The 15501-nt window shown below is 68.7% G+C and carries 19 protein-coding genes and 1 pseudogene; 9 read left to right on the forward strand and 11 right to left on the reverse strand.

Annotated elements, in window-relative coordinates; all coding sequences use genetic code 11:
• Both ACWD3I_RS37800 and ACWD3I_RS37805 read right to left on the reverse strand, forming a co-directional pair.
• A pseudogene (locus ACWD3I_RS37800) lies at positions 1 to 93 on the reverse strand (endonuclease V); the annotation flags it as partial.
• A gap of 32 nt (positions 94 to 125) precedes the next feature.
• Positions 126 to 665, reverse strand: a complete 540-nt coding sequence (locus tag ACWD3I_RS37805) for a GNAT family N-acetyltransferase (RefSeq protein WP_365412318.1) — start codon at positions 663 to 665, stop codon at positions 126 to 128.
• Positions 666 to 1016: 351 nt separating this feature from the next.
• On the opposite strand from ACWD3I_RS37805, the gene ACWD3I_RS37810 reads away from it, so the two are divergent.
• Both ACWD3I_RS37810 and ACWD3I_RS37815 read left to right on the forward strand, forming a co-directional pair.
• Positions 1017 to 1397, forward strand: coding sequence for a hypothetical protein (locus ACWD3I_RS37810; RefSeq protein WP_365412315.1), 381 nt, complete (start codon positions 1017 to 1019; stop codon positions 1395 to 1397).
• Between the two features lie 84 nt (positions 1398 to 1481).
• The gene (locus tag ACWD3I_RS37815; protein ID WP_365412313.1) at positions 1482 to 2174 is read left to right on the forward strand and encodes a hypothetical protein; all 693 of its coding nucleotides are present in this window, start codon (positions 1482 to 1484) and stop codon (positions 2172 to 2174) included.
• A gap of 38 nt (positions 2175 to 2212) precedes the next feature.
• On the opposite strand, the gene ACWD3I_RS37820 is transcribed toward ACWD3I_RS37815, so the two are convergent.
• The 5 genes from ACWD3I_RS37820 to ACWD3I_RS37840 all read right to left on the reverse strand — a co-directional run bounded on the left by ACWD3I_RS37820 (position 2213) and on the right by ACWD3I_RS37840 (position 5696).
• The gene (locus ACWD3I_RS37820) at positions 2213 to 2803 is read right to left on the reverse strand and encodes a TetR/AcrR family transcriptional regulator (protein ID WP_351690663.1); all 591 of its coding nucleotides are present in this window, start codon (positions 2801 to 2803) and stop codon (positions 2213 to 2215) included.
• A 213-nt stretch (positions 2804 to 3016) separates the two neighbouring features.
• Positions 3017 to 3613 carry a TetR/AcrR family transcriptional regulator gene (locus ACWD3I_RS37825; RefSeq protein WP_351690676.1) on the reverse strand — a complete coding sequence of 199 codons (597 nt, stop codon included), beginning with the start codon at positions 3611 to 3613 and terminating at the stop codon, positions 3017 to 3019.
• A gap of 52 nt (positions 3614 to 3665) precedes the next feature.
• A complete protein-coding gene (locus ACWD3I_RS37830; RefSeq protein WP_365412310.1) occupies positions 3666 to 3908 on the reverse strand; it encodes a hypothetical protein in 243 nt (80 codons plus the stop codon).
• 135 nt (positions 3909 to 4043) lie between these two features.
• Complete coding sequence (locus tag ACWD3I_RS37835) at positions 4044 to 4673, reverse strand: SMP-30/gluconolactonase/LRE family protein (RefSeq protein ID WP_365412307.1); 630 nt, start codon at positions 4671 to 4673, stop codon at positions 4044 to 4046.
• Between the two features lie 207 nt (positions 4674 to 4880).
• Positions 4881 to 5696 carry an oxidoreductase gene (locus ACWD3I_RS37840; protein ID WP_365412304.1) on the reverse strand — a complete coding sequence of 272 codons (816 nt, stop codon included), beginning with the start codon at positions 5694 to 5696 and terminating at the stop codon, positions 4881 to 4883.
• Positions 5697 to 6378: 682 nt separating this feature from the next.
• Between ACWD3I_RS37840 and ACWD3I_RS37845 the strand changes: the two genes are divergently transcribed.
• Positions 6379 to 6576 (forward strand): helix-turn-helix domain-containing protein, encoded by a 198-nt coding sequence (locus ACWD3I_RS37845; RefSeq protein ID WP_361560408.1) that lies wholly within the window; start codon positions 6379 to 6381, stop codon positions 6574 to 6576.
• Between the two features lie 465 nt (positions 6577 to 7041).
• Here the strand turns inward: ACWD3I_RS37845 and ACWD3I_RS37850 are convergent, their stop codons facing one another.
• The 3 genes from ACWD3I_RS37850 to ACWD3I_RS37860 form a co-directional block, all read right to left on the reverse strand.
• Positions 7042 to 7962, reverse strand: coding sequence for an alpha/beta hydrolase (locus ACWD3I_RS37850; RefSeq protein ID WP_365412301.1), 921 nt, complete (start codon positions 7960 to 7962; stop codon positions 7042 to 7044).
• Between the two features lie 368 nt (positions 7963 to 8330).
• On the reverse strand, positions 8331 to 9248 hold the full coding sequence (locus ACWD3I_RS37855) for an alpha/beta hydrolase (protein ID WP_365412298.1): 918 nt from the start codon (positions 9246 to 9248) through the stop codon (positions 8331 to 8333).
• Positions 9249 to 9405: 157 nt separating this feature from the next.
• Positions 9406 to 10221, reverse strand: coding sequence for an oxidoreductase (locus tag ACWD3I_RS37860; protein WP_365412295.1), 816 nt, complete (start codon positions 10219 to 10221; stop codon positions 9406 to 9408).
• 132 nt (positions 10222 to 10353) lie between these two features.
• Between ACWD3I_RS37860 and ACWD3I_RS37865 the strand changes: the two genes are divergently transcribed.
• From ACWD3I_RS37865 to ACWD3I_RS37880, 4 genes are all read left to right on the forward strand, one after another.
• On the forward strand, positions 10354 to 10503 hold the full coding sequence (locus tag ACWD3I_RS37865) for a hypothetical protein (protein ID WP_351690657.1): 150 nt from the start codon (positions 10354 to 10356) through the stop codon (positions 10501 to 10503).
• 12 nt (positions 10504 to 10515) lie between these two features.
• Positions 10516 to 10788, forward strand: coding sequence for a hypothetical protein (locus tag ACWD3I_RS37870; protein ID WP_365412292.1), 273 nt, complete (start codon positions 10516 to 10518; stop codon positions 10786 to 10788).
• A 137-nt stretch (positions 10789 to 10925) separates the two neighbouring features.
• The gene (locus ACWD3I_RS37875; protein ID WP_365412289.1) at positions 10926 to 11639 is read left to right on the forward strand and encodes a hypothetical protein; all 714 of its coding nucleotides are present in this window, start codon (positions 10926 to 10928) and stop codon (positions 11637 to 11639) included.
• A gap of 322 nt (positions 11640 to 11961) precedes the next feature.
• The gene (locus tag ACWD3I_RS37880) at positions 11962 to 12876 is read left to right on the forward strand and encodes a replication-relaxation family protein (protein ID WP_365412286.1); all 915 of its coding nucleotides are present in this window, start codon (positions 11962 to 11964) and stop codon (positions 12874 to 12876) included.
• A 176-nt stretch (positions 12877 to 13052) separates the two neighbouring features.
• On the opposite strand, the gene ACWD3I_RS37885 is transcribed toward ACWD3I_RS37880, so the two are convergent.
• A complete protein-coding gene (locus ACWD3I_RS37885; RefSeq protein ID WP_365412284.1) occupies positions 13053 to 13610 on the reverse strand; it encodes a hypothetical protein in 558 nt (185 codons plus the stop codon).
• A gap of 79 nt (positions 13611 to 13689) precedes the next feature.
• Here ACWD3I_RS37885 and ACWD3I_RS37890 point away from each other — a divergent pair, with 79 nt between their 5' ends.
• Both ACWD3I_RS37890 and ACWD3I_RS37895 read left to right on the forward strand, forming a co-directional pair.
• Positions 13690 to 14931 carry a helix-turn-helix domain-containing protein gene (locus ACWD3I_RS37890; RefSeq protein ID WP_451084291.1) on the forward strand — a complete coding sequence of 414 codons (1242 nt, stop codon included), beginning with the start codon at positions 13690 to 13692 and terminating at the stop codon, positions 14929 to 14931.
• A complete protein-coding gene (locus ACWD3I_RS37895; protein WP_365412278.1) occupies positions 14928 to 15467 on the forward strand; it encodes a flavoprotein in 540 nt (179 codons plus the stop codon). The genes ACWD3I_RS37890 and ACWD3I_RS37895 overlap by 4 nt, the downstream gene beginning before the upstream one ends.
• Positions 15468 to 15501: the final 34 nt, after the last annotated feature.

Consider the following 15501-nt stretch of genomic DNA (forward strand, 5'->3'; position numbering starts at 1 on the left):
GTAGCCGTCGCAGACGACGAGGCCGGGCGGGCACGGGAGGGCGTCCAACGCGGCCATGACCGTGGGGATCTCGCGGAAGGCGAGCAGACCGGGGGACGAGACCACAGGGCCTGTCGAGCACGAGCTCAATCAGAGGGCATGACGGGGAACCGCATGCCGAGCCATTGCTCGGCGTCCCAGGCATGGAACCGCTCTATCTCTATGAATCCCAGCTTTGCCGCGAGGCGCATCGAGCCGACGTTGGCAGTCTGGGTGTGGAGCACTACCGGCTCGCCGGGAAGGACGCCGTCGAACCAGTTGAGTGCCGCCGCGCACGCCTCGGCGGCATACCCACATCCCCACGCTCGCGGCAGGAACATGTAACCGAGGTCGACCTTCCCCGCAGCAGCCGGGCGACTGTGCTCCGGTGCTCTCCTGAGCAGGATCTGGCCGATCATCTCCCCGCCGAGATCAACGACGAGACTCCCGGGCCACTGCTCAGGCACCCCGGGCAGCTCACGCTCAAGCTCTTCACGCGGGCGGGGGCCGCCGAGGTAGGTGTGCACCTCTGGCGACGCCAGCAGTTCGATGAACGCCGCACGGTCCCGGGCCTCGGACTCACGGAGTACGAGCCTCTCGGTCCTGATCGGCGCAGGGGGCCGGGCAACGGGTCCAAGGTCAGTCACGTCGTCAGCTAATCAACAGGCCCGGCAGCGATCAAGACTCGCAGACCGATCAAGCCACCGGCCCGGGCCCCATCCTCGCCAATGGGGCGGGCCCTACAACCACGCCTGCCGGGGACGAGATGCCTCTCGTTCTCGTGAGCATCGACTTCGGCAGCGGCGGGCCGCATCCCGAAGTGCCGATCTGCTTTCGGGATTCGTGATAGAGCCACCCTCTCCGCTATTACGCGGAGTCACCTCAACAACCAACACCAGGAGTCAAATGAGAGATCGCTACAACACAGCCAGACTTGACAGGGAAACCGTCTGTTGCCTCTCCGCCTCCATGGGAGCGCTGCCCGCCCACCTGGAGCGATGCGCTCCCACCCGGACATCGCCGGCAAGGTGCTGCGCCTGGAGTACACGGCGATGAGCCTCAACCCGAACGCGAAGCTCTACGGCCGCAAGAGCCTCCCGGAGATGTTCGAACCGGCCCGGCCGTGGGACCGGGCCTGCCTGGAGGCGTTCGAGCGCGAACTCGACACGCCGTGGGCGCTCTACCACGTGCGCCGTCTGTTCCTGCTGTCCGAGGACGGCAGGCGCCGGCCGGTGAAGAGCTCCACCGAGCGCGTCGACCTCGGCCGCCCGCACCAGCTCGCCAGGCGTCTCATCTCCCTGTCCGAGCAGGACAAGCACTTCGAGCAGGACTGGAACGCCCTCGTCTCGGGCTCCGCCGCCCAACTCCCCCTCCACTGAACCAGCCCTCACCGCCCCCCTTGGAAGGACTTCCCGTGCGCGCCCCCATGCCGTCAGCCCCTGCTCCTCCTCCGCTGCTGCGCCGTGCTGTACCTGGCCACGCCGTCCGGCGCTGACGTACGGGCCGCCATGCAGGCCGGACTGCTGGCCTGCATGACGACCCCGGCGCAAGGCAACGTGATCCCGCCCGACGCCCTGTACGCCTGCGACAACGGCAAGTTCGGCAAGGGCTGGCCCGGCGAGCAGGCCTGGTTCGCGTGGCTGACGGCGACCGTCGACCGCTACGGCCCCGACCGCTGCCTGTGGGCTGTCGCCCCCGACGTCCCGATGGACGCCACGGCCACCCTCGCCGAGTCGCTGCCCTGGCTGGAGCCCCTCCGCGCCCTGGGCATCCCGGCCGCGTTCGCCGCCCAGGACGGCAGCCAGCACGGCCTCATCCCCTGGGACTCGGTCGATGTGCTGTTCCTCGCCGGCAGCACCGAGTGGAAGACCTCACCGGCGGCCCACCGGCTGGCCGGTGAGGCCCAAGAGCGCGGCCTGGCCGTCCACATGGGCCGCGTCAACTCCCGCCGGCGGCTGCGCATCGCGCAGGCCTTCGGCTGCACCAGCTGCGACGGCACCTACCTCGCCGTGGATGAAACCAGGGGCTGCCCTGGCGGGAGAAGTGGCTCGAGGGGACTCAGCCGCCGTATCGGCCAAGCGTCGCCTCGCTCAGCCTGGAACCGGCACCGATCCGGTGTCGCCGACCCGCCCGGATCGGATCGTCGTCCGGTGTGAATGCGGACTGGAGCGACCGGTCCGCGCGCGGAAGTGCGTCAGCCGCGCTGCCAGGTGTCCAGCAGGGCGAGGGCGTTGTCCACGCCCTGATCGAGGAGCTCGTTGGCGAGTTGGTTGTCGGTCAAGGCGCGGGAGAGCTGCAGTGTCCCGGCCATCATGCCGAGGAGGCTGAGTGCCTTCACGCGTGCGGAGGACGGAGCCTCGGGCGCCATGCGGGCGGCAATTCCGTCGATGAGGATCAGCACACCGTCGGTGTACGCCTGCCTGGTTGTGTCGGCGCATCGCACGATCTCGTCAAGCAGAGCGGCATTGGGGCAGCCGTCGCCAAGCCTTTCACGGTGCTGGGGCGAAAGGTATCCCCGCACTATCTGCTCAAGTCCGGCACGTCCAGGCTCGGCCAGCGCGACGACGCTCTCTGCCTGCACCTTCAACTGGTCGGCGATTGCCGTGGTGACGAGGTCGTCTTTGGATGCGAAGTGAGCGTAGAAAGCGCCATTGGTCAGCCCCGCGTCCTTCATGAGCGTCGAGACCCCGGAGCCGTCGATACCGTCTTGCTTGAACCGGCGGCCCGCCGTCTCGATGATCCGCCTCCTCGTCTCCGACTTATGCTCTTTTCCGTACCGCACCACGCCACACGCTCCTTCGCCCGCCGGAAGGACCGGTTGCCCTTCACCGACTCAGCCAGTCTCTGGTATTGCAAACGTAATCCAAAGAGTCGGCAGCGGCGACGGGCGAGCGAGCGTGGGGCTTTCATCAGTGAGGCAGACACCGGCCCAGCATCTGCGCTCCCACTCCGGTCGGCGGCGGAAGCGGCCATCCCCCGCTCGACGGCGTTCTTCGTATCAGTTGCGCTGTTCGGCGTCGGCGTCTATCAGGGCGAGGGCGTTGCGGATGCCTTGTTCGAGGAGTTGGTCGGCGAGGTGCCGGTCGGTCAGGGCACGGGAGAGCTGCAGCGTCCCGGCCATCATGCCGAGGAGGCCAAGTGCCTTCAGACGTGCCGAGGGCGGGTCGTGGGGTGCCAGACGGGCGGCGAAGCCGTCGATGAGGACAAGCGCGCCGTCGGTGTACGCCTGCCTGGTGGGATCCGTGGAGCGTGAGATCTCGTCGAGCAGGGCGGCGTTGGGGCAGCCGTCCTCGATGGTGTCGCGCTGCTCGGTGGAGAAGTACCAGCGGATCATCTGCTCGAGTCCGGCGCGGCCCGGTGCCGCCTGCGCGACGATGTTCTCGTGCTGGGCGCGCAGTTGGTCGGCGACCGCGGTGGCGACGAGCTCGTCCTTGGAGGCGAAGTACGCGTAGAAGGTGCCGTTGGTCAGGCCCGCGTCCTTCATGAGCGTGGCGACGCCGGAGCCGTCGATGCCGTTGCGCTTGAGCCGGCGGCCGGCCGTCGCGATGATCCGCTGCCGTGTCTGCTGCTTGTGTTCCTTCGTGTACCGCACGATGCGTTCCTCCATGGCAGCCGGGGCTTGCGCCCCGGCTGCCGTCCTGGTCGGGTCAGTGTGCCGCGCCTGCGAGGAGAGCCGGGAAGTTGATCCTGGCGGTCTGCAGTTTCGGGTCGTGAGGCTCGGGGACCCCGCCGTCGGTGATGTACAGCCGGTCGCCGCGGACCGCGGTCGCGGAGGGCGAGGCGAGACCGTCCGCGCTGGTCAGGACGGGCTTGTAGGTGCCGTTGGGGTAGATCACCACGACCCTGTCCGGACCGTTCTGCGAGGAGGAGCCGTTCTGTGCCGCGAACACCACGTCGGAGCGGGGGGTCAGGAAGCTGATGTCGTCGATGTTGGGCAGGCCGCCCGCGACAACGCGGATGGGGCCGGCCGTGCCGGTGGCGGTGACCGGTACCCGCAGCAGGGTGCCCTTGTTGAAGTTGGTGGCCTACAGGGCGCCGTTGTGGAACCTGAGCCCGTTGGCGCCGATCGGCAGGGCCTCGGTCGGCACCGGCGCGAGCGCGGCATCGGTCAGCCACGGGGTCACCGATCCGCCCGAGACCGGAACGGACCAGATGATGCCCTTGAGACTGTCCGCGATATAGAGGGTGCGTCCGGCCGAGTCGATGGCCAGCCCGTTGGGGCCCGAGTCGGGGGCCAGCGCGGCGATGCGCTGGGGGGTGCCGTCCGGAAGCAGCTTGTACACGCCGTTCCTGGCCGCGTTGCCCGGGGCCCACACGCTGTAGTAGACGGTGCCGTCACTGCCACGGGTGTTGCCGCTGATCGCCTCACCCACCTGCCCGGTGACGAGCACCGTGCGCTCCCCGGACGGGGAGATACGCATCAGCTGCGGCCCATGGGTGCGCTCGCACACCGCGCAACTGCCGAGCATGGACAGGGTCACCGAGCCGTCGGGGTTGGCGGTGATGTTCTCGGGGACCTCACCGGCCGCGTAGTCGAACGTCGCCGCGGTCCGTACGTCGGTGACAACGGAACCGCCGTACGAAGGTCCCGTCCCGGCGGACGCGGACGGCGCCGAGACCAGGACACCCGCCGCCGCGGCGACCGCCAGCGCCATGACACCCTTCCTCTTCGCCTTCCCGAAACGCCGGGTGCTCGCTGCACTGCGCCGAACCGTGTGCTGACCCCTTGCTGCTGCATGACTCTCCTCGGTAAATCAACGAGTAACTGATCGATTGATCAGTGGCTTTGGGGACATCAGGGATGTCGGGTACATCGGAGATGGTTCGGGCGGAATCGGCGCCCTCGAAGCCGGACCGGCCTGTCAGTCGGGCAGGCGGTTGTTCTTGCGGATCTGCTTGTCGAACGCTCCGGCGGGGACGAGGCGGCGCGCCTTGGTGACGCGTGAGGCCAGCGGGCCCGCGGTGTAGCGCAGCTTGGGCTTCCTGTCGGTGGCCGCGGTGACGATCACCTTGGCGACGACGGCAGGGTCGTCGCCCTTCTCCATCGCCTCCGCGACCATCTCGTCGAAGTCGCGCCGTCGCTCCGCGTACAGAGGCAGCGGGGCGTCGGGCTGTGCGGCGTTGGTTTCGAAGGGGGTCTTGGTGTAGGCGGGCTGGACGATGAGGACCCGGACGCCGTGCTCACGGACCTCGTGGTCCAGCGACTCGGAGTAGCCCTCGATGGCGTGCTTCGCCGCGACGTAGAGGGCCATGAAGGGCTGGGGGGCGACCCCGAGGACGGACGAGATGTTGATGACGCGTCCGCCGCCCTGGGCCCGCATGTGCGGCAGGACGGCCTTCGTCATACGGATGACACCGAGGACGTTGATGTTCAGGAGGCTCTGGGCCTGGGCGACGGAGTTCTCCTCGACGGCGCCCGACGCGCCGATGCCGGCGTTGTTGACCAGGACGTCGATGCGGCCGAACCGGTCGATCACCTCTGCGACGGCGGCGGTGGCCGAGTCGTCACTGCCCACGTCGAGATCGAGGTACGTCACGCCGGCGGGCGGGGTGAGCCCGGAGGTCTTGCGGCCGGTTCCGATCACCTCGAAGCCCGCCGCGGCGAAGGCGCGGGCCGTCTCCTTGCCGATCCCCGATGACGCACCTGTCACGAGCACTACCGGTCGAGTTGTCGTCATCACGGAATCCCTTCTATGCCTTACGTTCGTATGCCTTACGTTCGTATGACCATAGAGTGATCGTCGGCCGATGGCAAGTGTCGCGCCCGGCGATCCGAGAAGTTCCGAGAAAGATCCGGACATGGGGTGCGTTACGGGAAAGATCACGAGCGGATAACGAGCAGGTGGCGGAGGCCGCCGTACGTCTTGCTGAGCGGTCGGACGGTCAGATCGACGAGCCTCGGCCCGGCAGCCCGCCGGATGACGGTGTCGAAGAGGTGGAGGCCGTTGCGATCGTGGCCCTGTGATCCCGGAGGCGTCATCCGCTGGTCGCGAACGGGTTTTCGCAGTCCGGTGTTCACCGGCTGTCATGACGTGCGATGCCGAGGTAGTGGCCCAAGCGGAGTTCCAGCTCTTCGGGACCCTTTCGGCAGCGAGCTTCTCGAACTGGGGCAGGAACGCCTGGGGCCCTGGCCAGGTCAGAGAGCTCAGGAATTGCATGCAGGCCGCTCGCAGGTCGGCATCGGCGGGAGCGTCGCCCGGTTGACCTGAGCATTGGCGGCTGCCAGCGCCGCCTTGCCGAAGCCGCGGAGATCTTGCGGCGACTGGATGCGGCGCCTCTGCTTGCCCGCACCTGGGCTGAACTGGAGCTGACCGGGCGGCACCTGCGCCGCGACTCCGCACGGCCCGGGACACCGCAGCCATCCTCACGGCGCAGGAGTCGAGAGTCGCTCGGCTGGCCGCGCGGGGGTTCACCAACCGGGAGATCGGGGCACAGCTGCTGATCAGTCCCCGCACGGTGGGTCATCACCTGGCCAACGTGTTCCCCAAGCTCGGTATCGTCTCGCGCGCCGACCTCGCGCGCATCGACTTCGGCGACGGGTTGCATCCGATCGGCTGACCGGCCGCCTTCGGGGAAGGACCGGGCCGGCCGCTGACGCCCAGCGCTGGGTAGAGCTCGTCGTCATTCACACCGGGGGTGCCCCACGATGGGAGCTGCGGGCTGGTCGTACGACGAGGTGCTGCCGTACTCCAAACGCTCTCGGATGTGCCCGAGCTGAGGCCGTTCAGCAGGAGGTCCCCGAGCTCGGAGAACGCCTCGCCGGCGCTCAGACCAGTTTTCTCGAGGAGGATCCCCGACCGGACCGCATCGACGGTGACACCCGCGGGCGGTACTGACGTTCAGAACCTGGGTAGTGAGCTGGCCCTTCGCCGCGGCCGTGAGCCGGCCGTTTCGGCCGGCCCGCTCTCACTGAGGTCGACGGCAGTTGCGCGCTCACCGCGGGAGATGAGTCCGAGCACCCCTTTCCCCCGATCCCGTTGCCGCCGCCGTGAGGAGTCGGTCTGCCTTTATTTTCGGTCGGTCTCACAGTGCGGCCTTGAGCGCCCGTGCCTGCCGGCGCCAGAACTCCCGCGAGATTTCGGCCTTGGGGAACACGAGGTCGAAGCCGTGGAAGGCGCCGGGGATGACGTCGAGGTCGCAGGGGACGCCGCTGTCACTGAGCCGGCGCGCGTACTCGACGTCTTCGTCGTGGAAGAGGTCGAGGGTGCCGACGCCGATCCAGGCCGGAGGGAGACCGGTGAGATCCTCGCGGCGGGCTGCGGCGGCGTACGGGGAGACGTCCGGGCCTGCGACGGCGTCGCCGAGGTAGGACGACCAGCCGTACCGGTTGCTCTTGGGCGTCCAGACGCGCACCTTGAGGGCGCCCAGGTCGGTTCGCGTGGTCGTGCGGTCGTCCAGCATGGGATAGAGGAGCAGTTGGAACACCGGGCGGATCTCGGCCCGGTCATGGGCGAGCAGTGCGAGGGCGGCGGCGAGTCCGCCGCCGGCGCTGGCACCGCCGATCGCGATGCGGTCGACGTCGATGTGCAGGTCGGCCGCGCGCTCGACAAGGCCACGCAGTGCGGCGTAGGCGTCCTCGACCGCGGCGGGCGCGGGATGGTCCGGCCCCAGTCGGTAGCGGACCGCGGCGACGGTGATGCCGAGTTCGCGGGCGAAGGCGATGTTCGTACGGTCGTCCTGCTCGGGAGCGCCGAAGATCAGCCCGCCTCCGTGGATCCAGAGTAGCGCCGGAGCCGCTGTCTTCAGGCCGGTCGGCTGGAAGACGCGAAGCGAGACGGACGGTGCGTCCTTCGGCCCGGGTACGACGATCTCCTGGACCGTGACGTCCGGCCCTGGATCGGTCGCGCGCCACTTCACGCTCCGCACGAGGCGCGACGACAGACGTCCGTAGGACACATTGGGGATGAAGCGACCTCGTTTGAGATCGGGGTGGAAGGTACTCATCGGGTCCTCGTTCTTTTCCCTCATCGAGGGTGTGTGGAATCGTCTGGCAACCTGGCGGGTGGTTGGCGTCGAGAGTGGGGACGGTTGTGAAGCCGGTGCGACACCGATGATGGGCGTCCGTAGCGCGTGACGCGGCAGCTCACCGAACTCGTCGCCGAGCACACCGATGCCGCACGCGACACGGCTCCGCGCCTGATGGCCGACGTGGTATCGGCCGCAGCCGCCGTCGTGGCCGGCCGCCGTCTGCCGGACTGGGGCGAGGTCGCCTGCGTCGCGGATCTGCGCGTCGTCGCAGGTCACGTTCGCGTCTGTTCCCCGTCCCGGTCCGGCGGGCGCGGATCGTGCGAGTGCCGTGCCCGTCCGCTCGGTCAGATCTTCGCCTTCTCGCGGATCCACGCGCCGATCTGTGCGATGGCGGCGTCGGTCTCCGGAATGCGGCCCGCGCCGTAGACGTAGGAGTGCTGGCCGCCGGGGACCACGACGGTCGCCGTGTCGATTCCGGCGTCCTTGACGCGGGCGGCGAACTCCTCGTCCTCGCCGGCCAGTACCTCGTAGGTTCCCCAGGAGACGAGGGTGGGGGGCAGACCGCTCAGGTCCGCACGGTTCAGGTTGATCCGGGTGTCCGTGATCTCGATGCCCGTACCGCCGATCCAGGCATCCCGGAAGAACTCCAGCAGTTCCTTGCTGAGAATCTTGTCCGTGCCGGCGTTGGTCGTGATGGTCTCGTGGGCGATCTCGAGGTCGCACCAGGGGGAGATCGACACGATGGCGCCGGGCAGGGGCTTCTTCTTGTCGCGGAGGCGAAGCGCCAGGGCGACGGCGATGAACCCGCCGATCGAGTGGCCGATCGTGATGATGTTTCCCGGCTCATAGCCTCCGGAGAGCAGCCAGTTGAAGGCCGCCTCCGCGTCGTCAATCTGTGCCGGGTACTTGTGTTCCGGTGCGCGCCGGAAGTCCAGGACCAGTACGGGGGCCCCGGCGGCCTTGGCGATGTGGCCGGCGAGCTTTCGGTCGACGGGTGCCGACGCCAGCACGGAACCCCCGGCGTGACTGTGCAGGAGGACGTGGTCGGTGTTGGCGTCGACGGGTTCGCACCAGATTCCCGGCACACCGCCCGCGTCCACTTCCCGGTAGGTGACGCCTTCCGGCTCCCGGGCCGCGAGATGGACCTGCTCCGCCTGGATGCGCGCCGCATCCAACTCGGACGGGGGGTTCTGGCCTGTGGCCAGCCATTCCGCAAATTGGATCGCTTCGGGGCTCAGTTCAACAGCAGTGTTCTCAGACATGTGGTACCTCCATGGGCCATGTGGCATACCGGTCCGCCAGGACCGGTATCGCCGGGGTTTGTCAGACGGTGCGGGTGGGGTAGTCGGTGTGGCCGATCTCGTCTGCCACGGCGAGGCGAGCTCGACGGCGAGGCGGATGCGGTTTCGAAGGTGGGCGTCAGTTCGGCATCCGGTTGAATCGGCGGACGATGCGGTCGAAGATCCGGGCCGGAAGGATGCGGTGGAACACGCTGATGCCAGCGGCCGTCGAGCCGGCGGTGCGCCGCAGTTTCGGGTTCTTGTCGGTGGCCGCCGCGACGATCACCTTGGCCACGGTGGCGGGATCGTCGCCGCCGCTGGTGTTCTTCGCCAGCACCTCGTCGAAGGTGCGCCGTCCCGACGCGTAGAGCGGCAAGGGGTTGTCGCCCTGCACGCTGTGGTCGCCGAACGGGGTGTTGATCGGGCCGGGCTCGACGAGCAGGATCCGCACGCCGTGCTCGCGGACCTCGTGGTCCAGCGAACCGGAGTAGCCCTCGACCGCGTGCTTGGTCGAGGTGTAGATGGCCATGAACGGGCTGGGGACGAATCCGCTGAGGGAGGAGACGTTGATGACGCGTCCGCGCCGCTGGGTGCGCATGTGCGGCAGCACCGCCTTGGTCATCCGCATGATGCCGTAGACGTTGACGTCGAAGACCTCCTGCGTCCGGGCCACGGAGAACTCCTCGGCGGCACCGTTGGCGCCGACGCCGGCGTTGTTGACCAGGACGTCGATACGCCCGAACCGGTCGATCACCTGCTTGACCACGGCGGCGACCGAGTCGTCGCTGGTCACGTCGAGGTCGAGGTAGGTCACCCCGGCGGGCGCGGTGACCCGCGCGGCGTTGCGAGCGGTGCCGATCACCTCGAAGCCCGCCGCGGCGAAGGCGCGGGCCGTCTCCTTGCCGACCCCTGATGAGGCACCTGTCACGAGCGCCACCGGTCGAGTTGCCGCCATCACGAGCTCCCTTGATTTTGACGTACTCCCGTATGCCTTACGGTCGTATGTCTTACGTACGTACGACAATAGAGGGGTCGTCGGTGGATGGCAAGTGGTCACGTCCCGCGATTCGAGAAGGGTTCGGGAAACGTGGGGCGCGGTACGGGAAAGGTGGCGGAGCCCTCGGCGGATCACACAGTCTTCGTCCACGTCAAGCAGGTCGAGGCAGAACGCGCGCCGTGGCTCGCAGCTCAGGTCGGTCTGACGGTGATCGGCGACCTGGTGATGGCCCCGTACTAAACAAAGCACCTGGTGCTGCTCCTGGGCGAGGCGAAGGAGCTTTACCAGCAAGGCCTACAGGATCTGCACCGGGAGGTGGCAGACCGGCTCACCGAACCGCCCACCGCGGACCTGCTGGCCGCTGCACAGACGGCCGGTATGCCCTGCGATGCCGCTCAGGACCGCGCCGAGGTGATCCTGCTGCTGGCCCTGGCCGAATGGGAAAGGACACCAGCCGCCATGGCATTCATCGAAATGGCCGAGGCCGCCGCGCGCCGCGGAATCTGCCTGATCCCCGAAGAGTAGGCCGGGAGCCGTCAACGCGGCCGCCGTCGAGAAAACGCTGTGCCGCGGGCTGGACCCCCCACCGGAACTTCTGCCATTATTTACTTTGCGGGTCGGGTTGGCCGGCGCACTGCTGAACAGAAGGGGACGGTTCTGCCATGACCTCGCACCGTGAACCTCGCCTGGCCGACGCTGCCGAGATCGCGGCCGAACACGGTCTGACGTCCGCACGGATCAGCCAGTTCTACACCGAGCGCACCGAGAACACCGCCGGCACGGCGTTTCCCGAGCCGGTCGACAAGCGCGGCCGGGCCCGCTTGTGGGACCACGCGGAGGTCACCGAGTGGTTTGCGCACCGCTCCTCGGCGCGGCTCACCCAGCACCGGCCGCCCTCCCTCGATCCGGAGACGTTGCTGAACGCCTCGGACGCCTCGAGGTATCTCGGCTACAAGAACGCCAACCAGGTCAACACCTTTGTGCGGGACCACCCCGGGTACTTCCCCGAGCCGGACGTCGTCGAGGAGATGGGCACGGCTGCGAACCCGTACCGCCGCCAGTTGTGGAAGGTGGCGACCCTGAAGGAGTGGATGGCCAGCCGGCCCGGACGCGGACGGCGCGCCGGCACCAAGCAGGCGCCGCCGCTGCCCGAGGTGTCCGCCGACGGTGATCCCCAGGAGCTGCTGGGGGCGAGCCAGGCGGCCGCGCTGCTGGGATACAAGAGCGTCGGATCCTTCTCCAGCGCTCTGTCCCAGGGCAACCTGCCGCTGCTGAAGACCGTGGACGGACTCGCCCAAGCGGGCCGTCAGAAGGGGCGCCGGCGATGGACACGCCGGCGCATCCTGGACCAGGCCGCCCAGCGGTCCAGTAGGTAGCACCTGGCGGTGAGCGGGCCTGCGCGCACCGCCCCTATGAACGCGGGTCCCGGTGTGGGGAGTTGATCCCTTGCGGGCCGGGAGCCGCAACGATGGCCGGCATGGCGTGGTTCGTCACCACGCCCCGCAGCAGCATCTGCTGCTGCGGACCGGCCATCGCCCATGTTCCGGCCGCTTGCGCGGATGGCTCTACAGCGTCATCCGCCAGTGGCGTGGTCTGCCCAGACCATGGCACAGACCATGAGGTTGTTCTGGGATCGTGACCGTGGTCGGGGTCTCGTGGCCGGGGCCATGGTCTGGGCCGGCCGGTTGTCTGTCGTCCATGACCCGTTCCTCTTCAGGTGTTTCGGCCGCTGAACTGGCCCCCAGCCCTGCTGAACCGTTGCGCTTGCAGGTCCTGACCGCGCTCGCCCTGCACCGGATGGCCACGACCGGCCAACTGCTCCAGATGCTGCGGCCGACCGGCTCTCGCCAACTGGTCTCCCGAGCACTGAACAAGCTGCGCTCCGCGGGCATGGTCGACCTCACCCCGCTGCCGGACCTGGACCGGCCGCGGACGCATGCCTGGTACCTCACCCCGGACGGGGTGCGTCTGACCCGCGATCACCCCATCCTGCGGGGGCGCCCGCCCTACCCCATCACCTCGGCAACAGCAGCGTCATTGAAGACGCCGCACACGCTGACCGTCGTACGCACCCACCTGCCGTTCGCGGCAGACGCACGCCGCCTCGGACACGAACACGGCCCATGGGACTGGACTCCCGAGGTGGCTCACTCCATCGGCGAGGGCGAGCGGCTCGTGGCCGACGCCGTCCTGCACTACACCGTCATCGACAGCGAACACCGGCGGAAACTGCGCGCGTTCGTGGAAGTCGACCGCACCACCATGAGCAGCGAACGCCTGGCCGTGAAACTGATCGAGTACGCCAGACTGTTCCCCTACGAAGCCCAGCCCGTCGGACGCCGCCGATCCGCCTCCACCGGCCCGGCGTGGCTGCGCTGGTACCCGGTCTTCCCCCGCATCCTCTTTGTCCTCACCGGCGCCGCCCGGGCCCGGCTGGACGACCGCATCAGCGACCTGCAGGCGATGGTCGCCCACCACCCGCTCGTCGCAGCCCTCGCCCGCGAAGTTCCGCTCGGAGCCGCCGTCCTCGAGGACATCGAGGAGCACACTCCCTCCGGACCGCTTTGGGTGCCGCTGACCGGGGGCGAACCGCGCCCGTGGACCGATCTGTGACCACGCCGACCGTGCGCGTGTACCTGGAGGGAAGGGAAGTCAGGCTCGTTGTTGGCTGACTGTGAACATGGAGGAGCCCCCGACCGGGCCGGGTGGAACGGCTGGCCGGGGGCTCCCGCGCCCGAGCCCACGGGGGACAGGCATCGGGCGGATCGGGGGTCAAGCGGAGTGCGTGCTCAGTGGGCCGCCGCGCTGGATTGTGCGGAAGAGTCGGTGAATGCCTCGAACAACTGCTGAGGGTCGAGGGCGCCGGCGGACATCGAGGGATGGGGACTGCCGGGGTGAGGCCCGGCGAGGGTCTCGTCGGCGCCGTCTTCCCCTTCGACTTGGTCCTCCCACGACGGGCACGGATGTGGGGGAGGCAGACTCAGCCACGACGCCGCGTACGAGCCGATGCTGCCGGGGGTCGGCACCACGACCCATCCGCCGATCGGCACGACACGTGCGTCCGGCACGTCCGCCCACAGGTGCGCCCAGCCAGGAGAGAGGAGCGTCAGCAGCTTTCCGTGGAGGTAGTCGGCGAAGAGCGCGTAGCCGTCCCCGATCGGTACCTGTATCGCGTCGAGTGCTGCGAGTCCGCGCGCGAGCGGCAGGACGACGACGTCCTGGCCGCCGTTGTGCTGCTGCAGGCGCGTGGACCACGTCCCTGCGGCAAGCAGTGCGTCACGGCGCGTTCCTCGCGGCTCGCCGTACAGCGAGGCCCACGTGGGAGGTGTCTTTGGGGACTTGGCCATATCCGGACGGTAGGGGCGGTATACCGGTTCCAGCCCACACGGTGTGTGTGGGTTGGAACTCTGCGTGCGGAGAACTCCCGTGGATCCCTTACAGATCGGTCGCCGTGTCAGGTTCTGGCGGACACGGCGCGGCATGACGCAAGAGGCCTTTGCCGCGCTGATGGGCAAGAGCGTCAGGTGGGTGGAGGAGTTCGAAGGCGGCCGCCGCCAGGCAGACCCGCAGCTCTCGATCGTCCGGCTTGCCGCCCTGCGTCTCAACATCACGCTGGAACGCCTGCTGACCGATCCCGTCGACACCGGGTGCGTCGAAGAAGCCGAGATCGAAGCCGTACGCCGTGCCCTGTACCGGCACGACGTCATCACCGGATCCTGTGACCACTCGTCCGCCCCACCACGTCCCGTCGATCAGCTACGCCGCTCGGTCGCCCACGCGCATCTCGGCTTCCAGGCCGGGCATTTCTCCCAGCTCAGCTCTGTCATTCCGGCCCTGCTCGTGGACACGACCCGGGCCGCCCAGCACTACGAAGGAGACGACCAGCTCGTCTCCTACGAGCTGCTGTCGCTTGCTCTGGAGTTGACCGAGGCGGCCGCCATCAAGTGGGGTGACACCGAGCTGGCCGTGGTTGCCGGGCACCGCGCCGTCGCGGCCGCCGAGCGGTCCGAGAACCCCGTGATCAAGGCCAGCGCGGCCCGGCGTCTGGGGGAGGCACTGACCAGTGCCGGTCAGGCCGCGGGCGCCGCGCAGTTCGTGCTCGCCGCCGCTGAGCGACTCGCCCCGGAGTTGCTGCGCTGCGGCCCGGACGGCTACAGCGTGCTGGGCATGCTCTACCTGAAAGCCGCCATGGCGGCCGCGGCCGCCGCCGAGGCGGACGACCGCAACCCCGGCCAGCACGCCCGCCGGGTGCCCGACTTCCTTGGCCAGGCCGAGGAGCAGGCCGAGCGCCTGGGATGCGACGACAACCGGCTGTGGACCGCATTCGGCCCGACGAACGTCTCGCTCTACGCAGTCGCGGCGCACGTCCAGCTGTCCGAGGGAGCCGACGCCGTGGCAGTCGCATCGGACATCTCTGCCGAGGCGTTCCAGAACTTGCCCAGGGAGCGCAGAGCGCACCTTCTCACCGACCGCGCACACGGCGAGCTGCAGGCCGGCCTGCGCGAGAAGGCTGTGGCCACCTTGCTGGAGGCCGAGCAGCTGGCGGCCGATGAGGTCCGGTGCCGGCCCCGCACGAAAACGCTCGTGGAGAACCTCCAGCTCCTTGGAGTCGGTTGCGCCGAGGGCCGCTTGCGCGCGCTCGCTGATCGCTGTGGACTGCCCGGGTGACGAACCGGACGCTGTACCTGATCGCCTGTGCCGCTCCTCCTGCCCGTCGTCTGGACATCCCTATCCGGGCCGCTCAAAGGGCCAACTGGGATGTCTGCGCGATCCTGACGCCCTCCGCCTACCGATGGGCCACCGAGGACGCTGAAGGCGAAATCGAGGACCTGCAGAAGCTCACCGGGCATCCCGTGCGCTGGCAGTACAAACTCCCCAGCCAGCCAGACGTTCTCCCGCCACCAGACGCCATCCTCGTAGCGCCCCTGACGAGCAACACCCTGAACAAATGGGCCGCCGGCGCATCCGACACCCTGGCCCTGGGCCTGATCACAGAGGCCATCGGGCTGCGTATCCCCACCGTCGCACTGCCCCACTGGAACGACGCTCAAGCCGCTCATCCGGCTGTGCCGCGCAGCGTGGAGACCCTGCGCGATGCCGGCATCACCATCCTGCTCGGCGAAGGCGGATTCACCCCGCACAAACCACGCCACGGTGACCTCGACGCCTACCCATGGCAGACCGCAGTCGACGCACTGCCCTAACGGATGGGCCGCCGCGGCGCCCCGGGCCTTGGCC

This window comes from Streptomyces sp. NPDC002817, assembly GCF_053592055.1.

What these genes read in the sequence shown, in the direction of transcription:
- ACWD3I_RS37840 (WP_365412304.1), bottom strand. Translation starts at nt 5,696, where the DNA reads ATGACGACAACTCGACCGGTAGTGCTCGTGACAGGTGCGTCATCGGGG.
- ACWD3I_RS37860 (WP_365412295.1), bottom strand. Translation starts at nt 10,221, where the DNA reads ATGGCGGCAACTCGACCGGTGGCGCTCGTGACAGGTGCCTCATCAGGG.
- ACWD3I_RS37835 (WP_365412307.1), bottom strand. Translation starts at nt 4,673, where the DNA reads ATGGCGCTGGCGGTCGCCGCGGCGGCGGGTGTCCTGGTCTCGGCGCCG.
- ACWD3I_RS37855 (WP_365412298.1), bottom strand. Translation starts at nt 9,248, where the DNA reads ATGTCTGAGAACACTGCTGTTGAACTGAGCCCCGAAGCGATCCAATTT.
- ACWD3I_RS37880 (WP_365412286.1), top strand. Translation starts at nt 11,962, where the DNA reads ATGACCCGTTCCTCTTCAGGTGTTTCGGCCGCTGAACTGGCCCCCAGC.
- ACWD3I_RS37850 (WP_365412301.1), bottom strand. Translation starts at nt 7,962, where the DNA reads ATGAGTACCTTCCACCCCGATCTCAAACGAGGTCGCTTCATCCCCAAT.
- ACWD3I_RS37810 (WP_365412315.1), top strand. Translation starts at nt 1,017, where the DNA reads ATGCGCTCCCACCCGGACATCGCCGGCAAGGTGCTGCGCCTGGAGTAC.
- ACWD3I_RS37875 (WP_365412289.1), top strand. Translation starts at nt 10,926, where the DNA reads ATGACCTCGCACCGTGAACCTCGCCTGGCCGACGCTGCCGAGATCGCG.
- ACWD3I_RS37885 (WP_365412284.1), bottom strand. Translation starts at nt 13,610, where the DNA reads ATGGCCAAGTCCCCAAAGACACCTCCCACGTGGGCCTCGCTGTACGGC.